We start from the raw sequence: 22710 nt of genomic DNA on the forward strand, positions 1-22710 counted from the left end.
TTGCCAGGTGGTTCCCCCACTCCGTCTCGGCTTCGCCGAGCCACCTCTCCCCCCTCCGGAGGGAGAGGAAAGGAGCCTAGCTAGGGGAGCGCCCCAGCCTCGAAGCGCAGGTCCTGCACGAAAACTGCACATCTCTGCGGAAAACCTCCTCCGCTGCGCCCTGCCGTATCCATGCAGGCCCACCACAAGGGCGGCATGCAACAGCGAAGCACTCACCGTTGGTCCTTACCTTATCGGCTGCGCAGCGAAAGCTGGTGGCTGGTCGATCCGCCGCGGCCCGAGGCCCACCATCGCTCGGAGGCAAGCCTGCTCCCTTTTATCCCCAGGCATCCGCCGGTCGGCCGGATCATCAGGAAAGTCCGCGCATGACATCGTTCGTCAGCTTTTGCAGCCGCTTCGGCAGCGCCGTCCTGCTCGTCGCGCTGGCGGATTTTTTCTTCTACGACCAGCCGGCCGGCATCACCGTCCTTTTGTTCGCCATCGTGACGGCCGGCGCGGTCGTCGCCGTGCATCCCGCTGCCCTCAATTCCCCGATGCCGTGGCTCAGGCCGGCCGCCCTGTTCGTCGCGCTGCTGCCGCTGGCCGAAAATGTCAGCCCGCTGTCGGTCTCGGTCGCGCTCATTGCCATGGTGGTGTTTGCGCTGTCGCTGGCCGGTCGGCTACGCCGCAGCGTTGCCCGCATTGCCGGTCAGATCGCATTGTTTCTCCTGGCAGTGCCGCTGCGATTCGCTAGCGACTTCATTCGCTGGCGCAAGACGGCGCGGCGGTTCGGCCGGCGCCGGATCCGGTTTGCGTCCATCGCGGTCTGGGTCATGCCGCTGACACTGGGCGCCGTCTTCCTCACGCTGTTCGGCGCCGCCAATCCGGTCATCGATTACTGGCTGTCGCTGATCGACCTGATGAAGCTCATCGATCTCATCCAGCTGGCGCGGATTGCCTTCTGGCTGATCGTGCTCGCCGGCGTTTGGGCCTTGCTGCGGCCACGTCTGCCGCGCTTTCCGCGCCGTATTCCGCGGCCAAGGCTTGCCGGTGCCCAGCCGGCGGCCAAACCGGAGCGGCATGTCGTCGAGGATATCTTCTTCGGCAAGGGAGCCATCTTGCGCGCTTTGATCGTCTTCAACGCCTTGTTTGCGCTGCAGACCGGGCTCGACGCCGCCTATCTCTGGGGCGGTGTCGACCTGCCCGACGGCTTGAGCTACGCCGCCTATGCGCATCGCGGCGCCTATCCGCTGATCGTCACCGCGCTGCTGGCCGCCGGCTTCGTGCTGGCGGCGCTGCGGCCGGGCAGCGAAACCTCAGGCGATCCGCTGATCCGCCGGCTGGTCTATGCCTGGGTGGCGCAGAACATCGTGCTGGTGATCTCGTCGATCCTGCGGCTCGACCTCTATATCGGCATCTATGCGCTGACCTACTGGCGCATCGCCGCTTTTGTCTGGATGGGACTGGTGGCGGCAGGGCTGGCCCTGATCATCGCCCGCATCGCGCTTCGAAAATCCAACGAGTGGCTGTTTTCGGCCAATCTTCTGACGTTATCGGCGACGCTTTATGCCTGCTGCTTTGTCAACTTCGCCGCAACCATCGCCAACTTCAATGTCGACCACTCTCTTGAAATGTCCGGCTCCGGCACCCCGCTCGATGCCCAGTACCTGCGCTCGTTCGGCGCTGCCGCCATGCCGGCGCTGGACCGCTACTACATGCATAAATTCGGAAACCAAACCACCTATCTGGTCGACCAGGTAATGATCGACGACTATATCGCCGAACAGAAGAAGTGGCGCGCCTGGAGCTTTCGCGGCTGGCGTCTGGCCAAAATTCTCGACAAAAGAGGTCCGCTCGTGCTTCCTCCGGCACAGCAACCTTTGCAACCCTCCCAGCCTTCCATGCCGGACCGCTAGACCCATGCCGCATCAGATCCTGGTCGCCGACGACGATCCGCACATCCGCGAGATCATCTGCTTTGCGCTGGAAAAGGCAGGGATGAAGACGCAAGCCGTGTCTGATGGCGCGGCCGCCCTGCAGGCCATCGAGCGGCGCGAGCCGGACCTCGTCGTGCTCGACATCGGCATGCCGGAGATGGACGGGCTGGAGGTCTGCCGGCGGCTCAGGCAACGCTCCGACGTGCCGGTGCTGTTCCTGTCGGCGCGTGACGAGGAGATCGACCGCATCCTCGGGCTCGAAATGGGCGGCGACGACTATGTGACGAAACCGTTCAGCCCACGCGAACTGGTGGCGCGCGTCAACGTCATTTTGCGCCGCGCCCGCCCAGTGGCGCCCGACCCGGCCGACGACAGGGCCTTCGCGCATGGCAAGCTCAGCCTGACACCGGCCAGCCACGGCGCCAGTTTCGACGGCAAGGCGCTGGCACTGACGGCCATCGAATTCTCGATCCTCAGAGGATTTCTGGCGCGGCCAGCGCATGTGCTGGGCCGCGATTTGGTGGTGGCCAGCGCCTATGCCGCCAACATCCATGTCGCCGACCGCACCGTCGACAGCCATATCCGCAACATCCGCGCCAAGCTGGCGGTAGCGGGCTGCCACGACGCCATCGAAACTATGCATGGGGTCGGCTTCCGGCTTGGCCGATGCGGAGCCTGAGCGACCGCAAATGGATCGGAACCAAATGGCGGCCAAGGCTGGCCACGGTGGTTCTCGCCATCCTCATCATGGTGCTGGCGCTGCCGCTGGTCGGCCTGTTTTTCTTCCGGCTTTATGAAAACCAGCTGATCCGCCAGACCGAGGGCGAGCTGATCGCGCAAGGCGCCGTCATCGCCGCCATTTATGCGCAGGATATCGGCGATGCCGGCATTGCCCCGGACAAGCTCGGCGCGCCGGTTGAGGTAGAGAGCGACGATGCCCGCCGTGGCGACGACTCACCCTACCAGCCGATCGAGCCGAGCCTCGACCTCGCCTCCGATTACCTGCTGCCAACCCGGCCCGCCGGCATCGCTGCCGCCACCGATCCGGTCTTTGCGGCGATCGGCGCGCGGCTGTCGGGCATTCTCGACACGACGCAAAAGACCACGCTGGCCGGCTTCCGGCTGCTCGATCCCAAGGGCGTCGTCATTGCCGGGCGCGATGAGGTCGGCCTGTCGCTCGGCGGTGTCGAGGAGGTGCGGACAGCATTGTCCGGCCACTACGCCAGCGCGTTGAGACAAAGAATTCCTGATCAGCCGCCGCCGCCGCTCTATTCGGTCAGCCGCGGCACCAAAGTCCGCGTCTTTGTCGCCATGCCGATCGCGGTCGACGGCCGGGTGGCCGGCGTGATCTATCTGTCGCGAACGCCAAACAACATCATCAAACATCTCTATGGCGAACGCGGCAAGGTGACGCTGGCGGCCATCGCCATGCTTTGCGGCACGCTGCTGATCGCGATGGTGTTCCTGCGCACCGTCAGCCGGCCGATCTACGCGCTGATGGAGCGCACCAGGCGCATCGCCGCCGGCGACCGCGATGCGATCCGGCCGCTTGATCATCACGGCACGCGCGAAATGGCCGAACTGTCGGCCGCCTTTCTCGACATGGCCGAGAAACTGCAGGCGCGTTCCGACAGCATCCAGACCTTTGCCACCCACGTCTCGCATGAGCTCAAATCGCCGCTGACGGCGATCCAGGGCGCCGCCGAGCTGTTGCGCGATTCCGGCGAAGCGATGGATGCGGCCGAGCGCAAGCGGTTTTCCGGCAACATCGTCACCGATGCCGGGAGGCTCAATCTGCTGGTGCGGCGCCTGCTCGACCTGGCGCGCGCCGAAAACCTGGCGCCGAGCGGCGAGAGCACAACGCTCGATGCAGCGCTGGCACTGTTGCCGGTGGATGGCAGACTGGCGGTCAGTATCGCGGCGGGTGGTGCCCTGGGCTTGCGCATATCGGCCGAGAATGCGGCGATCGTGCTTGCCAATCTGATCGACAATTCGGCCAGGCATGGCGCGACGCAGGTTCTGCTGTCGGCAACCGCCGCCGAGGACAAGGTCACCATCACGGTCAGCGACGACGGCGCCGGCATTTCGCCGAGCAACAGGGCCCGCATTTTCGAGCCATTCTTCACCACCCGGCGCGAGTCCGGCGGCACCGGCATGGGCCTCGGCATCGTGCTGGCCCTCCTGAAAGCGCATGATGGTACGATCGCGCTGGTTGACTCCGGGCGCGGCACGCGCTTCGAGATTTCCTTGCCGGTTGTTTGATTGGAGCATGACCTGCATCCGAAAACCGGTTCCCACTTTTCGGGATCATGCTCTGGAATGCGAGAGGCAAAAAAGTGCGCTACGACATCGTCATCATCGGCGGAGCCATCGTCGGCTCCTCGGTCGCTTACTATCTGCGCGAGGAAGGCTTTTCCGGCTCCATCGCGCTGATCGAGCGCGATCCGCAATTCGCGCATGCGGCGACGACGCTGTCCATGGCCTCGATCCGCCAGCAATTCTCGATCCCGGAAAACATCCGCCTGTCGCAGTTCACGCTCAAACTGTTCCGGCGGCTGAAGGAGACCTTTGGCGCTGACGCCGATATCGGCTTTCGCGAGGGCGGCTATCTGATCCTGGCCGGAGAGGCGGGGCTGCCGATCCTGAAAGCCAACCACGAGGCGCAGGTCGCCGAGGGCGCCGACATTCTGCTCGAGGATGCCGACCAGCTGGCAAAGCGCTTTTCCTGGCTGTCGACGGAAGGCATCAGCGCCGGCGCCTTTGGCCGTAGCGGCGAGGGCTGGTTCGACGCCCATGCCATGCTGACCCTGTTCCGCAAGGCGCTGCGTGACAGACAAGTCGATTTCATCGCCGCCGATGTTACCGGCATTGAGCGGCAGAGTGGCCGCGTCATCGGCGTGACCCTCGACAATGGCGAAAAACTCGAGGCCGGCACCGTCGTGAACGCTGCCGGTCCAAACGCCGGCAAGGTCGCCGGCATGGCGGGGCTGGTCCTGCCGGTGGAACCGCGCAAGCGCAACGTCTTCGTCTTCGAGGCGCGCGAAAAATATGCCGATATGCCGCTGCTGGTCGATCCCTCCGGCATCTATGTCCGGCCGGAAGGCTCGGTCTATCTCACCGGCGGCGCCGAGCCGGAAGAGGGCGACGGTCCTGCTGATCCAGCCGATTTCGATGTCGACTGGCCGTTGTTCGAAGAAGTGATCTGGCCGACACTGGCGACCCGCATCCCCGCCTTCGAGGCGATCAAGGCGACACGCGCCTGGGCCGGCCACTACGACTACAACACGCTCGACCAGAACGCGGTGATCGGGCCGCACCCGGAAGTCGGCAATTTCATCTTCGCCAACGGATTTTCAGGCCACGGCCTGCAGCAGGCGCCGGCGGTCGGCAAGGCGCTGGCCGAGCTTTTGGTGCATGGCGGCTACAGGACGATTGACTGCTCGGCGTTTGGGTACGAGCGGGTCGCCGAGGGTAGGGCGTTTCGGGAATTGAATGTGATTTGAGTGCCTCTTTTTCCTTCTCCCCCTGTGGGAGAAGGTGTCGCCGAAGGCGACGGATGAGGAGTGTTCCAGGGAACGCCAACGTCTCACTCCGCTGGAACACCCCTCATCCGTCTCGGCGCTGCGCGCCGATCCACCTTCTCCCACAAGGGGAGAAGGGAAGGCGAGCCTCTAAGCCGCCGCCAGTTTTCCACCCTCGACATACGCCCGCAGCCATCCCAGCACTCGTCCCCAGTCCTCGGCATGTTCGGCCGCGGCGTCGCCCAGCCCGCCAAAGCCGCCATGGCAGATGGTGAGGCGTGTGCCTCCGGCTATCGGCTCCAGCAGGTAGGCAACCGTCGTTTGCCGCCGGCCAAGGGCGGGATGGTCCCAGCCATAGGTGCGCGTCTGCACGATCCGGCGCGGCGTCTCGATGTCGAGGAATTCGCCGCCGGCAGGCAGGTGCCTGCCATCGGTGGTGCAGATAACGCCGCCCCAACGACCGCCTACGCGCAGGTCGGCCGACCAATACTTCATCCGGTAGGTGCCGGCTGAGCCCCACCAGCGCTCGACTTCGTCCGTAATCAGCGCGTGGAAGACGCGCTCCGGTGGCGCGGCGATCTCGGCGCTTGCCATGATGGTCTCGCCATTGGTCATGCTCTGCGCCACCACTGGATCGTGCATCATGGCAACCTCTCAAGGGATTGTTTCGTTATCGAAACGAGTCAAGCCGCCTTTGATGCCGGTCGCGACAGACCCTTGCCGGTTTCGAGCAGGCTCTTCAGGCTCGACAGCACCAGCGGCCAGCCATTGCCGACATGTTCCAGAAGACGGTGCGGACCGTCCGCAGCATGGGTGACGGCGAGCTTCATCATGTCGCCCTCCTGTTCGATGACGAAGGTGCAATGCGTGTAGCCATCGGCCTTCACGTCCGGCATGAACTCGTTGCGCCATTTGATGACCAGGCGCCTTGGCGGGTCGACATCGACGATCTCGCCGCTGTCGGTGACGCGGCCGTCGGGATAGGCCATCTTCCACGCCGAACCTTTCTTCCAGTCGCTCTGCATCTGGGCGCCGAGGAAATACCGCTGGTGGAATTCCGGCTCGGTCAGCGCCTCCCAGAGCTTCTCGGGCGTGGTGCGGATATAGGTGACATAGACGAAGGCATTGCTCATGGCTCTTCCCTTTCAAGGCGCTTCTTCAAGTCGCTGAGGGCGGTTAGCCGTCCTCGTTCGAATTTGCCGATCCAGCGTTCGGCGATTTCGTTGATGGGAACGGGATTCAGGTAATGCTCCTTTTCACGTCCGTTGCGGACGGTGGTGATGAGGTTCGCCTCTTCCAGGATCGCCAGATGCTTGGTCACGGCCTGGCGTGTCATATCCGTCCGTTCGCACAGCGCGTTCAGCGTCTGCCCGTTCCTGTGATGGAGGCTATCCAGCAAGTGCCGGCGTGTCGGGTCGGCGAGGGCGCGAAAGACGGCATCCATGCTCATCTGTTTAATATGCAACCAAATGGTTGCATGTCAAGAGATGATGTCACAGCGAAGCGACCACCTCGTTTGGTCTGGCTTGCGTCAGCGCTTGCGGGAGAACCAGAAGGCATCGGCCATGCGCTTCATGCCGATGCGCTCGTAGAAGCCGACGGCATCGGGCATTGAGATCAGGCTGATGGCGACGGAAGGGCCGAGCTCGCGCCGCGCGGCGTCCATCAGGCCTTTGCCGATGCCAAGCCCTTGCGCCGATTGGGATACGGCGAGCTCTGAAATGTAGCATACCCAGGAAAAGTCGGTGATGGCCCTGATAACGCCAATCAGTGGTCGGCCTTCGACATTGAGGCGCGCCGTCAGCACCAGGTTGGCGCCGGAAAGCATCGCCAGCAGCCGGGCATCGTCTTCGACAGGGCGCGTGTCGCCGAGCCCGGATTCCACCAGAACGCGGCGAAACTCAGCAATGCCGAGTTCCGGCTCGCGGGCATAAAGGACGTGAGAATTCTCGCTCATGTCAGCCAGAGTGCACCAGCGGCCCACGATTTCGAAGCTGTTTTTGCCCGACAGGTGCCGGCCTCACATGGACCAAGGGCACGCACAAACAGTTGCCTTTTATTTGCCTCCGGCTTTGTGTAAACGGTGCCTCAGCAATCTCCCGCAACGAAATACGGGCAAAAGCCATGGACAAATTCACCAAGCTCACCGGCGTCGCCGCTCCGATGCCGATCGTCAATGTCGACACCGACATGATCATCCCCAAGGATTATCTCAAGACGATCAAGCGCACCGGGCTCGGCAGCGGGCTGTTCGCCGAAATGCGCTACAAGGATGACGGTTCGGAAAACCCGGATTTCGTGCTCAACAAGCCGGCCTACCGCAAGGCGCAGATCCTGGTCGCCGGCGATAATTTCGGCTGCGGTTCGAGCCGTGAGCACGCACCTTGGGCGCTGCTCGATTTCGGCATTCGCTGCGTCATCTCGACCTCGTTCGCCGACATTTTCTACAACAATTGCTTCAAGAACGGCATTTTGCCGATCACCGTCAGCCCGGAAGATCTGGACAAGCTGATGGACGACGCCTCGCGCGGCTCCAACGCGACGGTGTCGGTCGACCTCGAAGCCAAGGAAATCCGGGGGCCGGACGGCGGCGTGGTCAAGTTCGACCTCGACGACTTCAAGCGCCACTGCCTGCTCAACGGCCTCGACGATATCGGCCTGACCATGGAAAAGGCCGGCGCCATCGCCTCGTTCGAGAAGAAGAACGCCGCTGAGCGCCCCTGGGCCTGAACGATCTGGACGGATAGCCCGGCCGCTGCCGGCCGGGTTCGTGACGGCTGAACGGAGGGACAGTCATGGCACGTTTGCTTCTTGCCGGGGCCTGCGCGCTCGCGTGGATGCTGATGCCGGTGGCCGGCGCGTATGCACAGACCGACAAGGTGCTGGTGCCGGCGGAAGATCGGTCCGGCGGGGCCGATCCGGGCGCGTCGAGCAATGCGGCCCTGGCCGACGATGACAGCCAGGGACCGATCCCCTTCGAGGGTGGACAGCTGACCATCACCCAGCCGGAGCAGGATGGCGAGAAGGTGCTGGCCTATGACGGCAAGCAGTTGGCCAGCAATTACGACGTGTTCTTCGACAAGGTGGTCAAGGTCGGCGGCGTCAACGTGGCGCTGGTCAATGTCGGCGATGGCGGCAACCAGTGCGGCCCGGCCACGGTCATCGTCTGGAAGCCGGAAGGCGGCGAGATCCAGAGCCTTACCGTCGAGCAGGACGAATGCGGCGCGCCGCCGGCGGCGGTGGCCGACAATGCCATCTATTTCGTGCCCTATCTGTTGCCGGGCGCTTCGCAGCAGGCGCTGCAATGGTCGCCCACCGAAGGGCTGACGATTTCAGGCGACCTGACCTACGCGCCCGAGCCCGGCACCGACTGGAAGGACATCGATCCGTCCAAATACCAGAACATCATCGACGCCTTCCACAATGAGGCCGTCTACAAGGCGGCGCAGACGCTGCTCGGCGACACCATGCCCGACATGGCGACCAGCCTTTTGGTCGGCGGCGGCACGGAAAAGACGGCGTCCGGCGCCTTCTACGCCACCGGCTGCGTGCCGCATGACTGCGGCGGCAATGACGGCTTCATGGCGGTCGACCCGGCCAAGCACACGCTCTATTTCGCCCGCCGCGGCGACGATGGCCAGCCGCAGGTCTGGCCGGACGTGAAGACCTGGCCGGCGGATATCAAGAAGGCGATGGATAAGGCGCAGGGGAACTAGGGTTTTCGCGGCGGCGTGGCGACCACCCGGTGTTCATGCCTGTTCCGTCGCGATCCATCACACCCCCCTCTGCCCTGCCGGGGCATCTCCCCCGCAAGGGGGGAGATCAGCGGTCATCACTGCCTTCGCCAATTGTCCACGTCGCAAGAATGGGCGCGGCGCAGACGCTGCCAATCTCCCTCCTTGCGGGGGAGATGGCCGGCAGGCCAGAGGGGGGTGCTGTCCCGCCAACATCAAAGATTGCACCGCCACTCCATCCGAGTTGGCCTATGGCCCGCCCGGCTCTTTCCCTGCAAAATCCCGACAAGCACAGCGAGGCCCCATGCGCCAACTCATCTCCACCGGATCACCCTTCGAAAAGACCGCCGGCTATTCGCGCGCGGTGGTGCAAGGCGACTGGTGTTTTGTGTCGGGGACCACCGGCTACGACTATGCGACCATGACCATGCCGGAGACGGTCGAGGCGCAGACGCGCAATTGCCTGGCCACCATCGCCAAGGCGCTGCAGGACGGCGGCTTCGACATGGCCGATGTGGTGCGGGCGCATTATTACATCACCGACCAGGCCTTCGTTGATGTCGTCTTCCCGATCCTCGGCGAGGCATTCGGTGACATCCGCCCGGCGGCAACAATGATCGTGTGCCAGCTCAACAAGCCCGAGATGAAGATCGAGATCGAGGTCACCGCGCTGCGGCGCACGGCGTGAGGAGGCCAAAGCCATGACGGTCCGGCGCATCGTCGCCAATATCGGGACACAGGACGCGGCGGCGGCGAAACGCTTCTACCAGGACGTGCTTGGCCTCGATGTGCTGATGGACCAGGGCTGGATCGTCAGCTGCGGTTCGGACGAACAGATGCAGGTGCAGATCAGCTTCATGGGGCAAGGCGGCTCGGGCACGCCGGTGCCGGACCTGTCGATCGATGTCGACGATGTCGATGCGGCGCTCGACGCCATGAAGGCCGCTGGCTTCGCCATAGAATACGGTCCGGCCGACGAGCCCTGGGGCGTGCGCCGCTTCTATGTGCGCGATCCGTTCGGCCGATTGGTCAATATTCTCTCGCATCGGTGATTGCGCGTGCCAACCGCAGGCTTGCATGCGGCCCGCTTGGCGTTTAGCAAGGCCGCGGTTTCTCCAAACAGTATCGGGACGGTTCTGATGGCTTCGAAAAATCTTCTCCTGCTCGCCGGCGACGGTATCGGCCCCGAGGCGATGGCCGAGGTGAAGAAACTGATCGCGGCCATGAACGCCAAGCTCGGCAGCGGTTTTGCCACCGATGAGGGGCTGGTCGGCGGTTGTGCTTACGACGCGCATGGCGCGGCCATTTCCGATGCCGACATGGCAAAGGCGATGGCGGCGGACGCCGTGCTGTTCGGCGCCGTCGGCGGGCCGAAATGGGACAAGGTGCCTTACGAGGTGCGCCCCGAGGCTGGTTTGCTCCGGCTGCGCAAGGATATGGAGCTGTTCGCCAATCTGCGTCCGGCCATCTGCTATCCGGCGCTCGCCGCTTCGTCTTCGCTCAAGCAGGAAGTGGTCGAAGGCCTCGACATCCTGATCGTGCGCGAACTGACCGGCGGCGTCTATTTCGGTGAGCCGAAGCAGATCATCGATCTCGGCAATGGCCAGAAGCGCGGCATCGACACGCAGGTCTACGACACGTTCGAGATCGAGCGCATTTCGGGTGTCGCCTTCGAACTGGCGCGGACCCGCAAGAACCATGTCACGTCGATGGAAAAGCGCAACGTCATGAAGTCGGGCGTGCTGTGGAACGAGGTCGTCACCCAGACCCAGAAGGCGCGCTATGCCGACGTCAAGCTTGACCATATGCTGGCCGATGCCGGCGGCATGCAACTGGTGCGCTGGCCAAAGCAGTTCGACGTCATCGTCACCGACAATCTGTTCGGCGACATGCTGTCCGACATCGCCGCCATGCTGACGGGCTCGATCGGCATGCTGCCGTCGGCCTCGCTCGGCGCACCCGATGTGAAGACCAAGAAGCGCAAGGCGCTTTACGAGCCGGTGCATGGCTCGGCGCCCGACATTGCCGGCCAGGGCATCGCCAACCCGATCGCCATGATCGCGTCCTTTGCCATGTGCCTGCGCTATTCCTTCGGCATGGTTGCCGAGGCCGACAAGCTCGAAGGCGCAATCGCCGCCGTGCTCGACGACGGGCTGCGCACCAAGGACATTCTGTCCGAAGGCATGACCGAGGTGGGCACGGTCGAGATGGGCGATGCCATCATCGCCAAGTTCCTTGGCTGATCCGGTGGCGGTCGACGTCCGCTGGGCGACGACCGACGACGCCGAAGCGCTTGCCACTGTGCTTTGCGAGATGGCGGCGCACTACCGGCAGGCGCCGCTCGATCATGGCCGCGCGGCGGCCACCGCGCGAAAGTGGCTTGGCGATGAAAGCCCGGCCTATCCGCATTTCGCGCTGGCCTTCGCCGACGGCGCGGTAGCGGGCCTCGCCTCGGTGGCGATCGCGCATCCCGGCATCGATCTCGAGCGGCTGATGTTCCTGAAAGATTTGTTCGTGCGCGAGGATGCCCGCAATGCCGGCGCCGGCCGGGCACTGCTCGGCTTTCTCGCCGGCCATTGCCTCAGGGAAGGCATCGGCCGCATCGATCTCACCACCGAGGACTGGAACGAAGGCGCCTTGCGTTTCTACGACCGGCTCGGCGCCGAGCGGCACGGGCAGAAGGTGTTTCTCCGGCTGTCGGCCGAGGCGCTAACAAGAACGCTCTAAACCCTGACACCCTGCGGCACAGGCCCCCACTGGTTTTCATGGCCCTGGGTCGGGATCAGTCCGAACACGATGATGGCCAGCGTGCCAAAGGTTGGCACGAGAATCAGCAGGACCAGCCAGCCGGTGAGGCCGATATCGTGCAGCCGGCGCACGATGAGCCCCAGCCAGGGCAGGAACGTCGCCAGCACAAACAGGCCCCAGACGCCGACGGTCACGATCGGCCCGTTGCCGTCGTTGAAATTGCCGATCGTCTGGTCGGCGAGGGCGCCGACAAGGCCAACCAGGATGAAGCTGACGGTCCAGAACAGGCAGTAGGCCCAGAATTCCTTGCGGCGGGCGCGCTCGGCGAAGTTGATGTAGTTGCGCGTCACCCCTCGCCAGAAATAACCCGGCAGTCCGCTGTCGTGAACCGCGCCGTCCTCGGCCAGGCGGCCGAAATGCTGTGGCGCGGCCGAAGCGGCGGCGGGTTTGGGCGACGTGGCGCTTGCAGCGGGAGCTGCGGTCGCCGGACCGGCGGCCTGGGCGCGGATCGAAAAAACGTCGCGCGCCTGACCGCTTGCAGGCACGAACTCGACCACGGCGCCCTTGGCAATCACCGCACCGCGGCGCAGATCCTCGCGCGCAAACGTGTAGCGGTTGCCGTCCGCCCCGGTGATGAACCCAAAACCCTGGGCCTCGTCATAGTGAAGAACTTCGCCCTGCATCCGCCTCACCCCCGTGTTGGCGTAGACTGTTCAAAGTTACAGAGGTTCGCAAGGGGGATGGGCGAAATGCCTTCGTGGCCCAAGGGCGCAACGATCTAGACCAAGCGCCCGCCGTCGAGTTCCTTCACACCCCCCTCTGTCCTGCCGGACATCTCCCCCGCAAGGGGGGAGATTAGATGTCGCGAATGCCTTCGCTAATCTCCAACGTTGAAGAGAGGGCGCTGAGGCAGAAGCTGCCGATCTCCCTCCTTGCGGGGGAGATGGCCGGCAGGCCAGAGGGGGGTGCTGTCCCTCCAGCGTTCCCAAAATTCTACTCCGGCCGCTTCTTCGGCTTCTTGGTCTTCGGTGGTCCAGCCTTGTCGAATTTCGGCTTCCCGGCCCACGGCTTTGCATCACCTGCCGGCCGTTCCCGCTTCTCGAATTTCGGCTTGTGGGCGCTTTGCGGCGCCTCGAACGGGCGCTTGCCGCGATGCGGCTTCTTGTCAGGCTTGGGCGCCTGGTAGCCGGCGCGCGACAAATCGGGCGTGCCTTCCAGGCGCTTCACCACGATGTTGCCCTGCAATTTCTTGTCGGGGCCGATGGCGGCGAGGAAGCGGTCGGCCCAGTCGGCTGCGATCTGAACGTAAGTTTCTTCCTGCTGCATCTTGATGGCGCCGATCTCGCGCTTGGAGATGTTGCCGGTGCGGCACAGCATCGGGATCAGCCAGCGCGGCTCGGCGTTCTGCCGGCGTCCGATCGACAGCGAGAACCAGACGCTGTCGCCGAAATCGTCGCGCCGGCTGGGCGCCTCATCCCGGCGTTCGAACTTTTCGCCCGCCGGTCTGTCACGCGAAGGCGTGAAGGCTGCGACCTCCGTAAGCTCCTCGGGCGCCGAGCGGCTGGCGCGGCACTGGCGCACGAAAGCGGCCGCCACCTGTTCGGCGCCATGTTTGGCAAGAAGCGCATCGATGAAGCCGCGCTCGTCATCGGCCACCGGCTCGTCGAAGGCCGGATCGGCAAGGATGCGCTCGTCGTCGCGCTTGATGACGTCGTCGGCCGAGGGCGGGCTCGCCCATGTCGCCTTCAGCCCGGCATTCTGCAGCAAGCGTTCGGTGCGCTTGCGGGCGCCGTTCGGCACGATCAGCGCGCTGACGCCCTTGCGCCCGGCGCGGCCGGTGCGGCCGCTGCGGTGGAGCAGCGTTTCGGGATTGGTCGGCAGGTCGGCGTGGATGACCAGTTCGAGATTGGGCAGGTCGATGCCGCGCGCCGCGACATCCGTGGCGATGCAGACCTTGGCGCGGCCGTCGCGCATCGCCTGCAGCGCGTGGGTGCGTTCGTTCTGGCTGAGCTCGCCCGACAGCGCCACGACCGAAAAGTTACGGTTGTTGAAGCGCGCCGTGAGATGGTTGACGGCAGCGCGGGTGTTGCAGAACACCAGCGCATTCTTTGCCTCGTAGAAGCGCAGCACGTTGATGATGGCGTTCTCGCGGTCGGGGTAGGCGACGTTCAGCGCCCGGTATTCGATGTCGAGATGCTGCTTTTCCTCGCCTCCGGCCGAGATGCGCACGGCGTCGCGCTGATAGCCCTGCGCCAGCGTGGCGATCGAGCGCGGCACGGTGGCCGAAAACATCAGCGTGCGGCGCTGGGCGGGTGCGGCGTCGAGGATGAATTCGAGGTCCTCGCGAAAGCCTAGGTCGAGCATCTCGTCGGCCTCGTCGAGCACCACGGCTCTAAGCGCCGACATGTCGAGCGAGTTTCGGGTGATGTGGTCGCGCAGCCGGCCAGGCGTGCCGACGACGATATGGGCGCCACGCTCCAGCACGCGCCTTTCGCTGCGCATGTCCATGCCGCCGACGCAGGACGCGACGGTTGCGCCGGTCGGCGCGTAGAGCCACTGCAATTCACGCATCACCTGCAAGGCGAGTTCGCGCGTCGGCGCAACGGCCAACGCCAGCGGCACACCGGCCGGGCCAAAGCGCTCTGCGCCTTCAAGCAATGTCGGCGCCAAAGCCAGGCCGAAGGCGACGGTCTTGCCGGAGCCGGTCTGCGCCGACACCAGCGCATCAGCCTCGCCGAGCTCGAGCACCGCCTTCTGCACCGGCGTCAGCTCGACATAGCCACGTTTTTCCAGCGCCTCTGCCAGCGCAGGAACGATACCTTCGAAATTGGACATGTTACTCTTTCGGAATTCGGATTCTGTATGCCCGGCAATGGGTCATCCGTCGGCGAGCGCCATCAGCGCCACAAGCCCAACGATCTTGGCCGTTCGTACTTCTTGCCGTCGCCAATGTACAGGGCAACGGCAAGCGGAAGCAGGAAACCGCACGGGTCGCACAAAAGAAAGCCACTTCGATTGACCGATATTCCGCCTGTCACCAACGATCTGATCCTGAGGATGTTGCACATCGTGCTCATCGAAATTCGCGCCACCGATCAACTGGAGAAGGCCCGCAGGCTTGCGGATACGTTTCACAATGCTCCGGGCATGATTGCATCCGGCAAGAACCCGCAAGATACCTGGGCAAGCATCTTGTCGACTGCACGTAGGCTGGAGATGGAGCCGGATGTGATTTCGCTGTTGAGCCATGTTCGGTCGCCTCAAGTTTCAAACTGAGATGCTGCCGGCGAGTGCCTCGCTGCAATTGACTCCTGCCGCAAACCGCGTAAAAGCCGGCATCGAACGGGATCATTTTCGATGCGCGGCCTTTTGATGGCTCTTCTTGCATTCGACTTCCCCGGCCATAATCATCTGGCCGGGCGCGTTGGCGCGTCTTACCGTTCCAGCAAAACCATGGCCAAAACCACCACCAAAACGGTGTGATTCCCTTGGCCTAACCACCCTCTCCCGGGTCCGGCCCGGGGGACGGAACCCGCATTGGCCGGCGGGTTTTCTCCAAAAACCAGGCGGAGAGGGACAGGAGATCTTTATGAGTTTCAAGGTTGCGGTAGTCGGCGCCACGGGCAATGTGGGCCGGGAAATGCTCAATATTCTGGAAGAGCGCGGCTTTCCGGTGAGCGAAGTGGTGGCGCTGGCCTCGCGGCGCAGCCAGGGCACCGAAGTGTCGTTCGGCGACCGCACGCTGAAGGTCAAGACGCTCGACCAGTATGACTTTTCCGACACCGACATCTGCATCATGTCGGCGGGCGGCAACGTCTCCAAGGAATGGTCGCCGAAGATCGGCAAGCAGGGCTGCGTCGTCATCGATAATTCGTCGGCCTTCCGCTACGATCAGGATGTCCCGCTGATCGTGCCGGAAGTGAACCCGGACGCGATCTCGCTGTTCACCCGCAAGAACATCATCGCCAACCCGAACTGCTCGACGGCACAGCTGGTCGTGGCGCTGAAGCCGCTGCACGACTTCGCCACCATCAAGCGCGTCGTCGTCGCCACCTACCAGTCGGTGTCGGGCGCCGGCAAGGAAGGCATGGACGAGCTGTTCACGCAGACGCGCGCGGTGTTCGTCGCCGACCAGGTCGACGTCAAGAAGTTCACCAAGCGCATCGCCTTCAACGTCATTCCGCATATCGACGTCTTCCTCGACGACGGCTTCACCAAGGAAGAGTGGAAGATGGTCGCCGAGACCAAGAAGATGCTCGACCCAAAGATCAAGCTGACGGCGACCTGCGTGCGCGTGCCGGTGTTCATCGGCCATTCGGAAGCGGTCAACATCGAGTTCGAAAAGCCGATCACCGCCGAGGAGGCGCGCGATATCCTGCGTGAGGCTCCCGGCTGCCAGGTCTTGGACAAGCGCGAGGACGGCGGCTACATCACGCCGCTGGAATCGGCCGGTGAAGACGCCACCTTCATCTCGCGCATCCGCGAGGACTCGACCATCGACAACGGCCTGTCGATGTGGATCGTCTCGGACAATCTGCGCAAGGGCGCGGCGCTCAACGCGGTGCAGATCGCCGAGCTCCTGGTCGAGCGCGGCCTGATCCAGCCGAAGAAGAAGGCGGCATAGTTTTTCGCTCACGGGCCGTATCGCCGCTGCCGCGGCGGGCCCTCCGCGGGGCGCCGGACGACCGGCGGCCCGCAGTCGCGGGCTCGGCCTTCGGCCGGGATGCTTCTTCCTTCTCCCCTTGTGGGAGAAGGTGGATCGGCGCGGAGCGCCGAGACGGTTGAGGGGTGTTCCAGCGGAGTGAGACGTTTGCGTTCCCTTCATGACTAGCACTCAGCCCGTAGGTATCATCCTGCGCCCTGCCACTGGCTCGGACGCCGCTGCCATCGCCCGGCTCATGCGGGCGGCACTTGGCTCGTTCTCCTGGATGCCGGTCATCCACACGCCAGCCGACGATCTTATCTTCATCCGCGATGTCGTGCTGCCTCGTCAGCAGGTGACCGTCGCCGATGCCGGCGAAAACATTGCCGGCTTCATTGCCGTCAGCGGCGATTGGGTGGAACAACTCTATCTCGACCCCGTCTGGACGGGACAAGGCATCGGCAGCCGGCTGCTGATGCAAGCGACCGCGTCGCTGCGGATCGTGAAACTGCATTGCTTCCAGGCCAACACCGGCGCCCGGCGTTTCTACGAGCGCCACGGTTTTCGCGCCGAAGCGTTCGGCGATGGCACCGGCAATGAAGAAGGCCTGCCGGATATTCTCTACGTCCGCCGAATGTGAAGCTCAGCCGGCGCTGTCTCTCGCCAACTGGCGCAAAAGCTCCAAGGCCTCCTCGGCCCGGTCGGCAGGCACAAACAGATGGTCGTGATAAAAGGCCGAGACTGGATTGACGCCCATGCCGGCGGCGGCGAGCCGGGCGGTGATGGCGGCGAGGAAGCCGACGGCTTCCAGCGATGAATGGATGTTCAGCGTGATCATGCGGCTGGGGAAGGCGCCGTCCAGGCCGACTGCTCTTGCGGCGGCCTCTGTCACAATCAGCGTCACACCCTCGCGTTCGCGAAAGACCATCACCGGGTCGACGCCTTGCGGCTGCGCAGCGCCAGGCGCGAGCGTGACGAAGACATGGATGGCCGGAAGCAGTTCGGGCGTCATCGACGCCAGCAGCTTTTTCAGATCGGTCTCGCCGGTCATTCCTGTCCCCGCCTGATGCAATAAGTGCGTGGCTTGCATGTCTTCAATAGCCGCGACCGGCCAATGCCGATAGCCGGCACGGACCGCGCAGACGACATGGCGATGTCGCTGGCGGCTGGGCCAGCCGGGGCCGCCGCATCGCACAATCGGCGAGTTGAGGACCAGAGCGGTCCGTGAAAGGGGTTTCGATGATCGTTCGCCCGCGTCCGGGATTCCTGCATCTGTTCTTCATCATGCGCGGCTCCGTGGTGCCGCGCATCCTGCCGCAAATCTTCGGCTTTGCCGCCTATGGCGCGATGGTGGTGGTCATCGTCAGGGCATTGAAGCTCGACTTCGGCAATGCCGGCACGGCACCCTTCGCATTGCTCGGCGTCGCACTGTCGATCTATCTCGGCTTCCGCAACAACGCCGCCTATGACCGCTGGTGGGAAGCGCGCAAGCTGTGGGGCCAACTGGTCTTCGACATCCGCAACCTCGCGCGCGCCTCGAGCGGCCTGATCGAGGACCGCACCGAACTGCGCGGCCTGCTGATGGAAGCAACCGCCTTCTGTCACTTCCTGCGCGGCCTGCTCAGGCGCGTCGACGCCACGGCGGAAGCCCGCACCTTCATCGGCAACGACGTTGAAGGCGCCGCCAAGGCCGCCAACGCACCGGACGCTATGGTGCGGCGGATGGGCGGACGGATCGCGGCACTTCGCAAGGCAGGTGCCATCGATACGATCGGCTACCGCATCCTCGATGAGCGGCTGTCGGAAATCGCCGCCGCGCAGGCCGGCTGCGAGCGCATCGCCGGGACGCCGCTGCCCTTTGCCTACACGCTGCTCCTGCAGCGGACCGCCTACATCTTCTGCCTGCTGTTGCCATTCGGGCTGGCCTCCGCCGCCGGCTGGGCGACGCCGCTGTTCACGGCGCTGATCGCCTACACTTTCTTCGGCCTCGACGCGTTATCGGAGGAGCTCGAGGATCCGTTCGGCACCCAGCCCAACGACCTTGCGCTGGACGGCCTCTGCCGCGTCTGCGAGATCTCGGTGTTCGAGGCGCTTGGCGAGACGCCGCCGAAGATGATCCCGGCCGAAAAGTTTTATTTCTCCTAGGCCTAGATACGAGTGATGCCGCCGCGCCCAAAAAGAATCCCGCCCCTGTAGGATCGCCGCCTCGTGGCCCGTCCTTGGTCCGAAGCCAGCAAACGGCTGAAATCACCCAGGAGGGAACTACCATGACTATTTCTCAAACCGCGCCCGTCTCGTCGGGCGCCCTGTGGACCGGCCGCGTGCTCAGCGGCCTCATCATCCTGTTCATGATCTTCGACGGCGTCATCAAGCTGCCGCCGCTCGAGGTCGTCACCCAGACCATGGTGCCGCTCGGCTGGCCGGCTGATGTCAACGTCGCGCGCCTGCTCGGCGTCATCGGGCTGATCTCGACGGCGCTCTATGCGCTGCCGCGCACCTCGGTGCTCGGCGCCATCCTGCTGACCGGCTATCTTGGCGGTGCCATCGCCACCAATATGCGTGTCGGCAGCCCGTTGTTTTCGCACACGCTGTTTAGCGTCTATCTCGGCATCATCCTGTGGGGCGGCCTGTATCTGCGCGACCCACGCGTGCGTGCCCTGATCCCGTTCAGCGAATAAGCGCAGAGGAGAAAAAGATGTTCACCACCATCCTCATCATCCTGGTCGTCATCATCGCCGCCGTCCTTCTTTATGCCGCGACACGGCCGAATGATTTCGTCACCAGCCGCACGGCCAGCATCAAGGCTGCACCGGAAGCGATCTTTCCGCTGATCAACGATTTCAAGCACTGGCCCGAATGGTCACCCTACGAAAAGCTCGACCCGGAGATGAAGCGCACGCTGTCCGGCACTGATGCCGGCAAGGGCGCCGCCTATGCCTGGGAAGGCAATGCCAAGGCCGGCAAGGGACGCATGGAATCGTCAATTCCGTGCCGCCCTCGTTGGTGTCGCTGAAGCTCGACTTCGAGAAACCGTTCCGGGCCAACAACAGCGTGGACTTCACCCTGAAGCCGGCCAGTGGCACCACCAGCGTCACGTGGGCGATGCGCGGCAGCCGGCCCTTCATTGCCAAGCTGATGGGCCTGTTCATGAATTTCGACACGCTGATCGGCAAGGATTTCGAGGCGGGCCTCGCCAACCTGAAAAGGGCGACCGAGAAATAGGACGAGCCGCACCGGCCGGGATGGGCCGGAGCTCATCGTTCCCTCCAATGGATCAATTCACGGTGTCATGCGTTTTCGAGCCAAGGCGCGTGGAGGCGCTTTCCGTTGGAGAGGAACGACAATGAAGAAAATTCTTACCATTCTGGTCTTGGCAACGGCGCTCGGCGCCTGTTCGCAAACGGAAAAAGGCGCGGCTGTCGGCGGCCTGGGCGGAGCGGCCATAGGCGCTGCGGTCGCAAATGATCCCGTGGAAGGGGCCGTCGTTGGCGGCGCGGTTGGTGCCGTTGCAGGAGCACTGATCGGCCGGGCCAACGAACCGGACCGTTGCCGCTATCGGGACCGCTATGGGCGCGTCTATATCGCCCGCTGCCCGGATGGCTATTGAGCGGACGTCAACGAAAAACGGCGGGCCTAGGCCCGCCGTTTTCTTAAAGCGATGAAGCGAACGCTTACTCGGCGGTGGCGGCTTCCGCCTCGGCCGGAGCAGCGGCAGCGGCAGCAACGGCTGCTGCTGCGTCGTCTTGGGCCTTCTTCAACAGGGCAGCGCGTTCCTGCGCCTTCTTGCCCGGCTCGGCCTTCTTCGGGTTGGAGCGGGCTTCGCGCTTGAGCAGGTCGGCCTCGTCGAGGAAACGCAGCACGCGGTCGGTCGGCTGGGCGCCGTGCGACAGCCAATGCTTGACGCGATCGGCGTCGACCTTGACGCGCTCGCCGTCCTTCGGCAGCAGCGGGTTCCACGAGCCGATCGACTCGATGAACCGGCCGTCGCGCGGCGAACGGGCGTCGGCGATGACGACGTGGTAGTAAGGACGCTTCTTCGAGCCCGCACGGGCCAGTCTGATCTTCAGTGCCATTTCATTTCTCCTAAAAGCTCTGATTTCATTGATAGGGTATGGCTAATACTTAGCCGGCTTTGCTTGCGCCGTTGGACGCGGCGATCTGCTCGTGATGGCGGATCACTTCGCGGACGACGAAGTTGAGGAATTTTTCCGCGAAATCGGGGTCGAGATGGGCATCCTTCGCCAACTGGCGAAGGCGGGTGATCTGCTGCTGCTCGCGCGCCGGGTCGGCCGGCGGCAGGCCATGCTCGGCCTTCAGAACGCCGACCGCCTTGGTGCAGCGGAAGCGCTCGGCCAGCATGTGGATGAGGGCGGCATCGATGTTGTCGATCGACGCGCGATAGCCGGCCAGGATGGTGCGGGCGTCGGCCATGTCCTTTTCTTCGTTCATAGCGTCCTCACTTCTTCTTGCCGAGGCCGGGCAGTCCGCCGCCGCCCAGGCCGGGAAGCCCCGGAAGTTTCATGCCGCCGGGCAGACCCGGCAGGCCACCGCCGCCTGGAAGACCACCGGGCAGGCCCTTCATGCCACCGAGGCCGGCGGCCTGCGCCTGCTTCTGCAAGGCTTCGAGTTGCTTGGGGTCCATCTTGGACAGGTCGGGCATGCCACCGCCCATGCCGCCCATGCCTCCAGGCATCATGCCGCCGAGGCCCATCTTGGAGGCCAGGCCGCCCATCATGCCGCGCATCAGGCCGCCGCCTTTGCCCTTGCCGCCCATCGCCTTCATCATGTCGGCCATGCCGCGATGCATTTTGAGGAGCTTGTTGATTTCGGCGGCATCTGTGCCGGAACCGGCGGCAATGCGCTTCTTGCGCGAATGTTTCAAAATATCGGGATTGGCGCGCTCGGCCTTGGTCATCGACGAGATGATGGCAAGCTGCCGGCCGAACATCTTGTCGTCGAGGCCGGCGGCGGCCATCTGGTCCTTCATCTTGCCCATGCCGGGCATCATGCCCATGATGCCGCCCATGCCACCCATTTTCGACATCTGCTGAAGTTGGCCGGCGAGGTCGTTCAAATCGAACTTGCCCGACTGCATTTTCTTGGCCATCGCCGCCGCCTGTTCGGCGTCGATGTTTTCGGCGGCTTTTTCGACGAGCGAGACGATGTCGCCCATGCCGAGGATGCGGTCGGCGATGCGCTTGGGGTGGAATTCCTCCAGCCCGTCCATCTTTTCGCCGGTGCCGATCAGCTTGATCGGCTTGCCGGTGACGGCGCGCATCGAAAGCGCTGCACCGCCACGGCCGTCACCATCCATGCGGGTCAGCACCAGGCCGGTGATGCCGACGCGCTCGTCGAAGCTCTTGGCCAGGTTGACGGCGTCCTGGCCGGTCAGCGAATCCGCGACCAGCAGGATCTCGTGCGGGCTCGACACTTTCTTGATGTCGGCCATCTCGACCATCAGCGGCTCGTCAATATGGGTGCGGCCGGCGGTGTCAAGGATGACGACGTCATGGCCGCCGAGTTTGGCTGCCTGCACGGCGCGCTTGGCGATGTCGACCGGGTTCTGGCCCGATATGACCGGCAGCGTCGCCACCTTGACCTGCTCGCCGAGCTGGCGGAGCTGCTCCTGCGCGGCCGGACGCCGCGTGTCGAGCGAGGCCATCAGGACCTTCTTGTTCTGACGCTCGGTCAGCCGCTTGGCGATCTTGGCCGAGGTTGTCGTCTTGCCGGAGCCCTGCAGACCGACCATCATGATGACGACCGGGGCGGGCGCATTGAGGTCGACGGCGACGCCCTCGGCGCCCAGCATGTCGACCAGCTCGTCATGGACGATCTTGACGACCATCTGTCCCGGCTTGATCGACTTGACGACCGCGGCGCCGACAGCCTTCTCGCGCACCTTGTCGGTGAAGGAACGCACCACTTCCAGCGCTACGTCGGCCTCGAGCAGCGCACGGCGCACCTCGCGCAGCGCTGCCGAGACATCCGCCTCCGACAGCGCGCCGCGGCCGGTCAGGCCGTTCAGGATGGAGCCAAGGCGCTCCTGAAGTGATTCAAACATCTGTCGTCCTTCGATCTCGGTTCGGGGTTCGATCCGAGAGGTAATGCGTTCGCGCCAAGTGTCCAAACAAAAGAGCTTGTCCAAACAA

29 protein-coding genes are annotated in these 22710 nt (G+C 64.1%); 19 read left to right on the forward strand and 10 right to left on the reverse strand.

Annotated features, from left to right (window positions below; all coding sequences use genetic code 11):
* Positions 1-365 precede the first annotated feature (365 nt).
* The 4 genes from AC1DZ8_RS05225 (at position 366) to AC1DZ8_RS05240 (ending at position 5419) form a co-directional block, all read left to right on the forward strand.
* Positions 366-1895, forward strand: coding sequence for a DUF4153 domain-containing protein (locus tag AC1DZ8_RS05225; protein ID WP_477309028.1), 1530 nt, complete (start codon positions 366-368; stop codon positions 1893-1895).
* 4 nt (positions 1896-1899) lie between these two features.
* The gene (locus AC1DZ8_RS05230) at positions 1900-2595 is read left to right on the forward strand and encodes a response regulator (RefSeq protein WP_477309026.1); all 696 of its coding nucleotides are present in this window, start codon (positions 1900-1902) and stop codon (positions 2593-2595) included.
* Positions 2583-4178, forward strand: a complete 1596-nt coding sequence (locus AC1DZ8_RS05235; RefSeq protein ID WP_477309024.1) for an ATP-binding protein — start codon at positions 2583-2585, stop codon at positions 4176-4178. Before AC1DZ8_RS05230 ends, AC1DZ8_RS05235 begins: the two co-directional genes overlap by 13 nt.
* A gap of 74 nt (positions 4179-4252) precedes the next feature.
* The gene (locus AC1DZ8_RS05240; protein WP_477309022.1) at positions 4253-5419 is read left to right on the forward strand and encodes an NAD(P)/FAD-dependent oxidoreductase; all 1167 of its coding nucleotides are present in this window, start codon (positions 4253-4255) and stop codon (positions 5417-5419) included.
* A 168-nt stretch (positions 5420-5587) separates the two neighbouring features.
* Here AC1DZ8_RS05240 and AC1DZ8_RS05245 read toward each other — a convergent pair whose 3' ends face one another.
* The 4 genes from AC1DZ8_RS05245 to AC1DZ8_RS05260 all read right to left on the reverse strand — a co-directional run bounded on the left by AC1DZ8_RS05245 (position 5588) and on the right by AC1DZ8_RS05260 (position 7394).
* Entirely contained in the window at positions 5588-6082 is a 495-nt protein-coding gene (locus AC1DZ8_RS05245) for an SRPBCC family protein (RefSeq protein WP_477309020.1), read from the reverse strand.
* Positions 6083-6120: 38 nt separating this feature from the next.
* The gene (locus AC1DZ8_RS05250; protein ID WP_477309018.1) at positions 6121-6570 is read right to left on the reverse strand and encodes an SRPBCC family protein; all 450 of its coding nucleotides are present in this window, start codon (positions 6568-6570) and stop codon (positions 6121-6123) included.
* Positions 6567-6881, reverse strand: a complete 315-nt coding sequence (locus AC1DZ8_RS05255; RefSeq protein ID WP_477309016.1) for an ArsR/SmtB family transcription factor — start codon at positions 6879-6881, stop codon at positions 6567-6569. Before AC1DZ8_RS05255 ends, AC1DZ8_RS05250 begins: the two co-directional genes overlap by 4 nt.
* Before the next feature lie 87 nt (positions 6882-6968).
* Positions 6969-7394, reverse strand: a complete 426-nt coding sequence (locus tag AC1DZ8_RS05260) for a GNAT family N-acetyltransferase (RefSeq protein ID WP_477309014.1) — start codon at positions 7392-7394, stop codon at positions 6969-6971.
* 167 nt (positions 7395-7561) lie between these two features.
* Here AC1DZ8_RS05260 and leuD point away from each other — a divergent pair, with 167 nt between their 5' ends.
* From leuD to AC1DZ8_RS05290, 6 genes are all read left to right on the forward strand, one after another.
* Positions 7562-8167 (forward strand): 3-isopropylmalate dehydratase small subunit, encoded by a 606-nt coding sequence (leuD, locus tag AC1DZ8_RS05265; RefSeq protein ID WP_477309012.1) that lies wholly within the window; start codon positions 7562-7564, stop codon positions 8165-8167.
* 65 nt (positions 8168-8232) lie between these two features.
* Complete coding sequence (locus AC1DZ8_RS05270) at positions 8233-9153, forward strand: hypothetical protein (protein WP_477309010.1); 921 nt, start codon at positions 8233-8235, stop codon at positions 9151-9153.
* 322 nt (positions 9154-9475) lie between these two features.
* The gene (locus AC1DZ8_RS05275; protein WP_477309008.1) at positions 9476-9859 is read left to right on the forward strand and encodes a RidA family protein; all 384 of its coding nucleotides are present in this window, start codon (positions 9476-9478) and stop codon (positions 9857-9859) included.
* A 13-nt stretch (positions 9860-9872) separates the two neighbouring features.
* Positions 9873-10223 carry a VOC family protein gene (locus AC1DZ8_RS05280; RefSeq protein ID WP_477309006.1) on the forward strand — a complete coding sequence of 117 codons (351 nt, stop codon included), beginning with the start codon at positions 9873-9875 and terminating at the stop codon, positions 10221-10223.
* 87 nt (positions 10224-10310) lie between these two features.
* Positions 10311-11414, forward strand: coding sequence for a 3-isopropylmalate dehydrogenase (gene leuB, locus AC1DZ8_RS05285; protein ID WP_477309004.1), 1104 nt, complete (start codon positions 10311-10313; stop codon positions 11412-11414).
* Positions 11386-11898 carry an N-acetyltransferase family protein gene (locus AC1DZ8_RS05290; RefSeq protein ID WP_477309002.1) on the forward strand — a complete coding sequence of 171 codons (513 nt, stop codon included), beginning with the start codon at positions 11386-11388 and terminating at the stop codon, positions 11896-11898. Before leuB ends, AC1DZ8_RS05290 begins: the two co-directional genes overlap by 29 nt.
* Here the strand turns inward: AC1DZ8_RS05290 and AC1DZ8_RS05295 are convergent.
* A complete protein-coding gene (locus AC1DZ8_RS05295; RefSeq protein WP_477309000.1) occupies positions 11895-12602 on the reverse strand; it encodes a DUF805 domain-containing protein in 708 nt (235 codons plus the stop codon). The genes AC1DZ8_RS05290 and AC1DZ8_RS05295 overlap by 4 nt on opposite strands.
* A gap of 310 nt (positions 12603-12912) precedes the next feature.
* Positions 12913-14754 (reverse strand): DEAD/DEAH box helicase, encoded by a 1842-nt coding sequence (locus AC1DZ8_RS05300; protein ID WP_477400426.1) that lies wholly within the window; start codon positions 14752-14754, stop codon positions 12913-12915.
* Between the two features lie 180 nt (positions 14755-14934).
* Between AC1DZ8_RS05300 and AC1DZ8_RS05305 the strand changes: the two genes are divergently transcribed.
* The 4 genes from AC1DZ8_RS05305 to AC1DZ8_RS05320 all read left to right on the forward strand — a co-directional run bounded on the left by AC1DZ8_RS05305 (position 14935) and on the right by AC1DZ8_RS05320 (position 17201).
* A complete protein-coding gene (locus AC1DZ8_RS05305) occupies positions 14935-15195 on the forward strand; it encodes a hypothetical protein (RefSeq protein ID WP_477308996.1) in 261 nt (86 codons plus the stop codon).
* An 81-nt stretch (positions 15196-15276) separates the two neighbouring features.
* Entirely contained in the window at positions 15277-15402 is a 126-nt protein-coding gene (locus AC1DZ8_RS05310) for a hypothetical protein (RefSeq protein WP_477265864.1), read from the forward strand.
* A 106-nt stretch (positions 15403-15508) separates the two neighbouring features.
* Positions 15509-16543 (forward strand): aspartate-semialdehyde dehydrogenase, encoded by a 1035-nt coding sequence (locus AC1DZ8_RS05315; RefSeq protein ID WP_477308994.1) that lies wholly within the window; start codon positions 15509-15511, stop codon positions 16541-16543.
* A 199-nt stretch (positions 16544-16742) separates the two neighbouring features.
* A complete protein-coding gene (locus AC1DZ8_RS05320) occupies positions 16743-17201 on the forward strand; it encodes an N-acetyltransferase family protein (protein WP_477308992.1) in 459 nt (152 codons plus the stop codon).
* 3 nt (positions 17202-17204) lie between these two features.
* Here the strand turns inward: AC1DZ8_RS05320 and AC1DZ8_RS05325 are convergent, their stop codons facing one another.
* A complete protein-coding gene (locus AC1DZ8_RS05325) occupies positions 17205-17612 on the reverse strand; it encodes an ACT domain-containing protein (protein WP_477400429.1) in 408 nt (135 codons plus the stop codon).
* A 188-nt stretch (positions 17613-17800) separates the two neighbouring features.
* Here AC1DZ8_RS05325 and AC1DZ8_RS05330 point away from each other — a divergent pair, with 188 nt between their 5' ends.
* The 5 genes from AC1DZ8_RS05330 to AC1DZ8_RS05350 all read left to right on the forward strand — a co-directional run bounded on the left by AC1DZ8_RS05330 (position 17801) and on the right by AC1DZ8_RS05350 (position 20168).
* Positions 17801-18706, forward strand: a complete 906-nt coding sequence (locus AC1DZ8_RS05330) for a bestrophin family protein (RefSeq protein ID WP_477308988.1) — start codon at positions 17801-17803, stop codon at positions 18704-18706.
* Between the two features lie 122 nt (positions 18707-18828).
* The gene (locus AC1DZ8_RS05335) at positions 18829-19239 is read left to right on the forward strand and encodes a DoxX family protein (protein ID WP_477308986.1); all 411 of its coding nucleotides are present in this window, start codon (positions 18829-18831) and stop codon (positions 19237-19239) included.
* Positions 19240-19256: 17 nt separating this feature from the next.
* Complete coding sequence (locus AC1DZ8_RS05340) at positions 19257-19574, forward strand: SRPBCC family protein (RefSeq protein ID WP_477308984.1); 318 nt, start codon at positions 19257-19259, stop codon at positions 19572-19574.
* Positions 19550-19783, forward strand: coding sequence for an SRPBCC family protein (locus AC1DZ8_RS05345; protein WP_477308982.1), 234 nt, complete (start codon positions 19550-19552; stop codon positions 19781-19783). The genes AC1DZ8_RS05340 and AC1DZ8_RS05345 overlap by 25 nt, the downstream gene beginning before the upstream one ends.
* 121 nt (positions 19784-19904) lie before the next feature.
* Positions 19905-20168 carry a glycine zipper domain-containing protein gene (locus tag AC1DZ8_RS05350; RefSeq protein WP_352586425.1) on the forward strand — a complete coding sequence of 88 codons (264 nt, stop codon included), beginning with the start codon at positions 19905-19907 and terminating at the stop codon, positions 20166-20168.
* 64 nt (positions 20169-20232) lie between these two features.
* On the opposite strand, the gene rpsP is transcribed toward AC1DZ8_RS05350, so the two are convergent.
* From rpsP to ffh, 3 genes are read right to left on the reverse strand one after another with little or no spacing between them, the layout of a single operon-like run.
* Entirely contained in the window at positions 20233-20634 is a 402-nt protein-coding gene (gene rpsP, locus AC1DZ8_RS05355; protein WP_477308980.1) for a 30S ribosomal protein S16, read from the reverse strand.
* A 49-nt stretch (positions 20635-20683) separates the two neighbouring features.
* Positions 20684-21010 carry a chorismate mutase gene (locus tag AC1DZ8_RS05360; protein WP_454575617.1) on the reverse strand — a complete coding sequence of 109 codons (327 nt, stop codon included), beginning with the start codon at positions 21008-21010 and terminating at the stop codon, positions 20684-20686.
* Between the two features lie 7 nt (positions 21011-21017).
* Positions 21018-22622 (reverse strand): signal recognition particle protein, encoded by a 1605-nt coding sequence (ffh, locus tag AC1DZ8_RS05365; protein ID WP_477308978.1) that lies wholly within the window; start codon positions 22620-22622, stop codon positions 21018-21020.
* Positions 22623-22710 lie beyond the last annotated feature (88 nt).

Source organism: Mesorhizobium sp. P2_F7 (assembly GCF_056403695.1).

Bases quoted from the DNA above. Each gene is read 5' to 3' on its own strand.
- AC1DZ8_RS05250 (WP_477309018.1), bottom strand. From the start codon at position 6,570: ATGAGCAATGCCTTCGTCTATGTCACCTATATCCGCACCACGCCCGAG.
- AC1DZ8_RS05290 (WP_477309002.1), top strand. From the start codon at position 11,386: ATGCCATCATCGCCAAGTTCCTTGGCTGATCCGGTGGCGGTCGACGTC.
- AC1DZ8_RS05230 (WP_477309026.1), top strand. From the start codon at position 1,900: ATGCCGCATCAGATCCTGGTCGCCGACGACGATCCGCACATCCGCGAG.
- AC1DZ8_RS05225 (WP_477309028.1), top strand. From the start codon at position 366: ATGACATCGTTCGTCAGCTTTTGCAGCCGCTTCGGCAGCGCCGTCCTG.
- AC1DZ8_RS05310 (WP_477265864.1), top strand. From the start codon at position 15,277: ATGCGCGGCCTTTTGATGGCTCTTCTTGCATTCGACTTCCCCGGCCAT.
- AC1DZ8_RS05300 (WP_477400426.1), bottom strand. From the start codon at position 14,754: ATGTCCAATTTCGAAGGTATCGTTCCTGCGCTGGCAGAGGCGCTGGAA.
- AC1DZ8_RS05320 (WP_477308992.1), top strand. From the start codon at position 16,743: ATGACTAGCACTCAGCCCGTAGGTATCATCCTGCGCCCTGCCACTGGC.
- AC1DZ8_RS05275 (WP_477309008.1), top strand. From the start codon at position 9,476: ATGCGCCAACTCATCTCCACCGGATCACCCTTCGAAAAGACCGCCGGC.
- AC1DZ8_RS05335 (WP_477308986.1), top strand. From the start codon at position 18,829: ATGACTATTTCTCAAACCGCGCCCGTCTCGTCGGGCGCCCTGTGGACC.
- AC1DZ8_RS05315 (WP_477308994.1), top strand. From the start codon at position 15,509: ATGAGTTTCAAGGTTGCGGTAGTCGGCGCCACGGGCAATGTGGGCCGG.
- AC1DZ8_RS05260 (WP_477309014.1), bottom strand. From the start codon at position 7,394: ATGAGCGAGAATTCTCACGTCCTTTATGCCCGCGAGCCGGAACTCGGC.
- AC1DZ8_RS05235 (WP_477309024.1), top strand. From the start codon at position 2,583: ATGCGGAGCCTGAGCGACCGCAAATGGATCGGAACCAAATGGCGGCCA.
- AC1DZ8_RS05270 (WP_477309010.1), top strand. From the start codon at position 8,233: ATGGCACGTTTGCTTCTTGCCGGGGCCTGCGCGCTCGCGTGGATGCTG.
- AC1DZ8_RS05255 (WP_477309016.1), bottom strand. From the start codon at position 6,881: ATGGATGCCGTCTTTCGCGCCCTCGCCGACCCGACACGCCGGCACTTG.
- rpsP (WP_477308980.1), bottom strand. From the start codon at position 20,634: ATGGCACTGAAGATCAGACTGGCCCGTGCGGGCTCGAAGAAGCGTCCT.
- AC1DZ8_RS05360 (WP_454575617.1), bottom strand. From the start codon at position 21,010: ATGAACGAAGAAAAGGACATGGCCGACGCCCGCACCATCCTGGCCGGC.
- AC1DZ8_RS05280 (WP_477309006.1), top strand. From the start codon at position 9,873: ATGACGGTCCGGCGCATCGTCGCCAATATCGGGACACAGGACGCGGCG.
- AC1DZ8_RS05350 (WP_352586425.1), top strand. From the start codon at position 19,905: ATGAAGAAAATTCTTACCATTCTGGTCTTGGCAACGGCGCTCGGCGCC.
- leuB (WP_477309004.1), top strand. From the start codon at position 10,311: ATGGCTTCGAAAAATCTTCTCCTGCTCGCCGGCGACGGTATCGGCCCC.
- AC1DZ8_RS05325 (WP_477400429.1), bottom strand. From the start codon at position 17,612: ATGACCGGCGAGACCGATCTGAAAAAGCTGCTGGCGTCGATGACGCCC.
- AC1DZ8_RS05295 (WP_477309000.1), bottom strand. From the start codon at position 12,602: ATGCAGGGCGAAGTTCTTCACTATGACGAGGCCCAGGGTTTTGGGTTC.
- AC1DZ8_RS05330 (WP_477308988.1), top strand. From the start codon at position 17,801: ATGATCGTTCGCCCGCGTCCGGGATTCCTGCATCTGTTCTTCATCATG.
- AC1DZ8_RS05245 (WP_477309020.1), bottom strand. From the start codon at position 6,082: ATGATGCACGATCCAGTGGTGGCGCAGAGCATGACCAATGGCGAGACC.
- AC1DZ8_RS05340 (WP_477308984.1), top strand. From the start codon at position 19,257: ATGTTCACCACCATCCTCATCATCCTGGTCGTCATCATCGCCGCCGTC.
- leuD (WP_477309012.1), top strand. From the start codon at position 7,562: ATGGACAAATTCACCAAGCTCACCGGCGTCGCCGCTCCGATGCCGATC.
- ffh (WP_477308978.1), bottom strand. From the start codon at position 22,622: ATGTTTGAATCACTTCAGGAGCGCCTTGGCTCCATCCTGAACGGCCTG.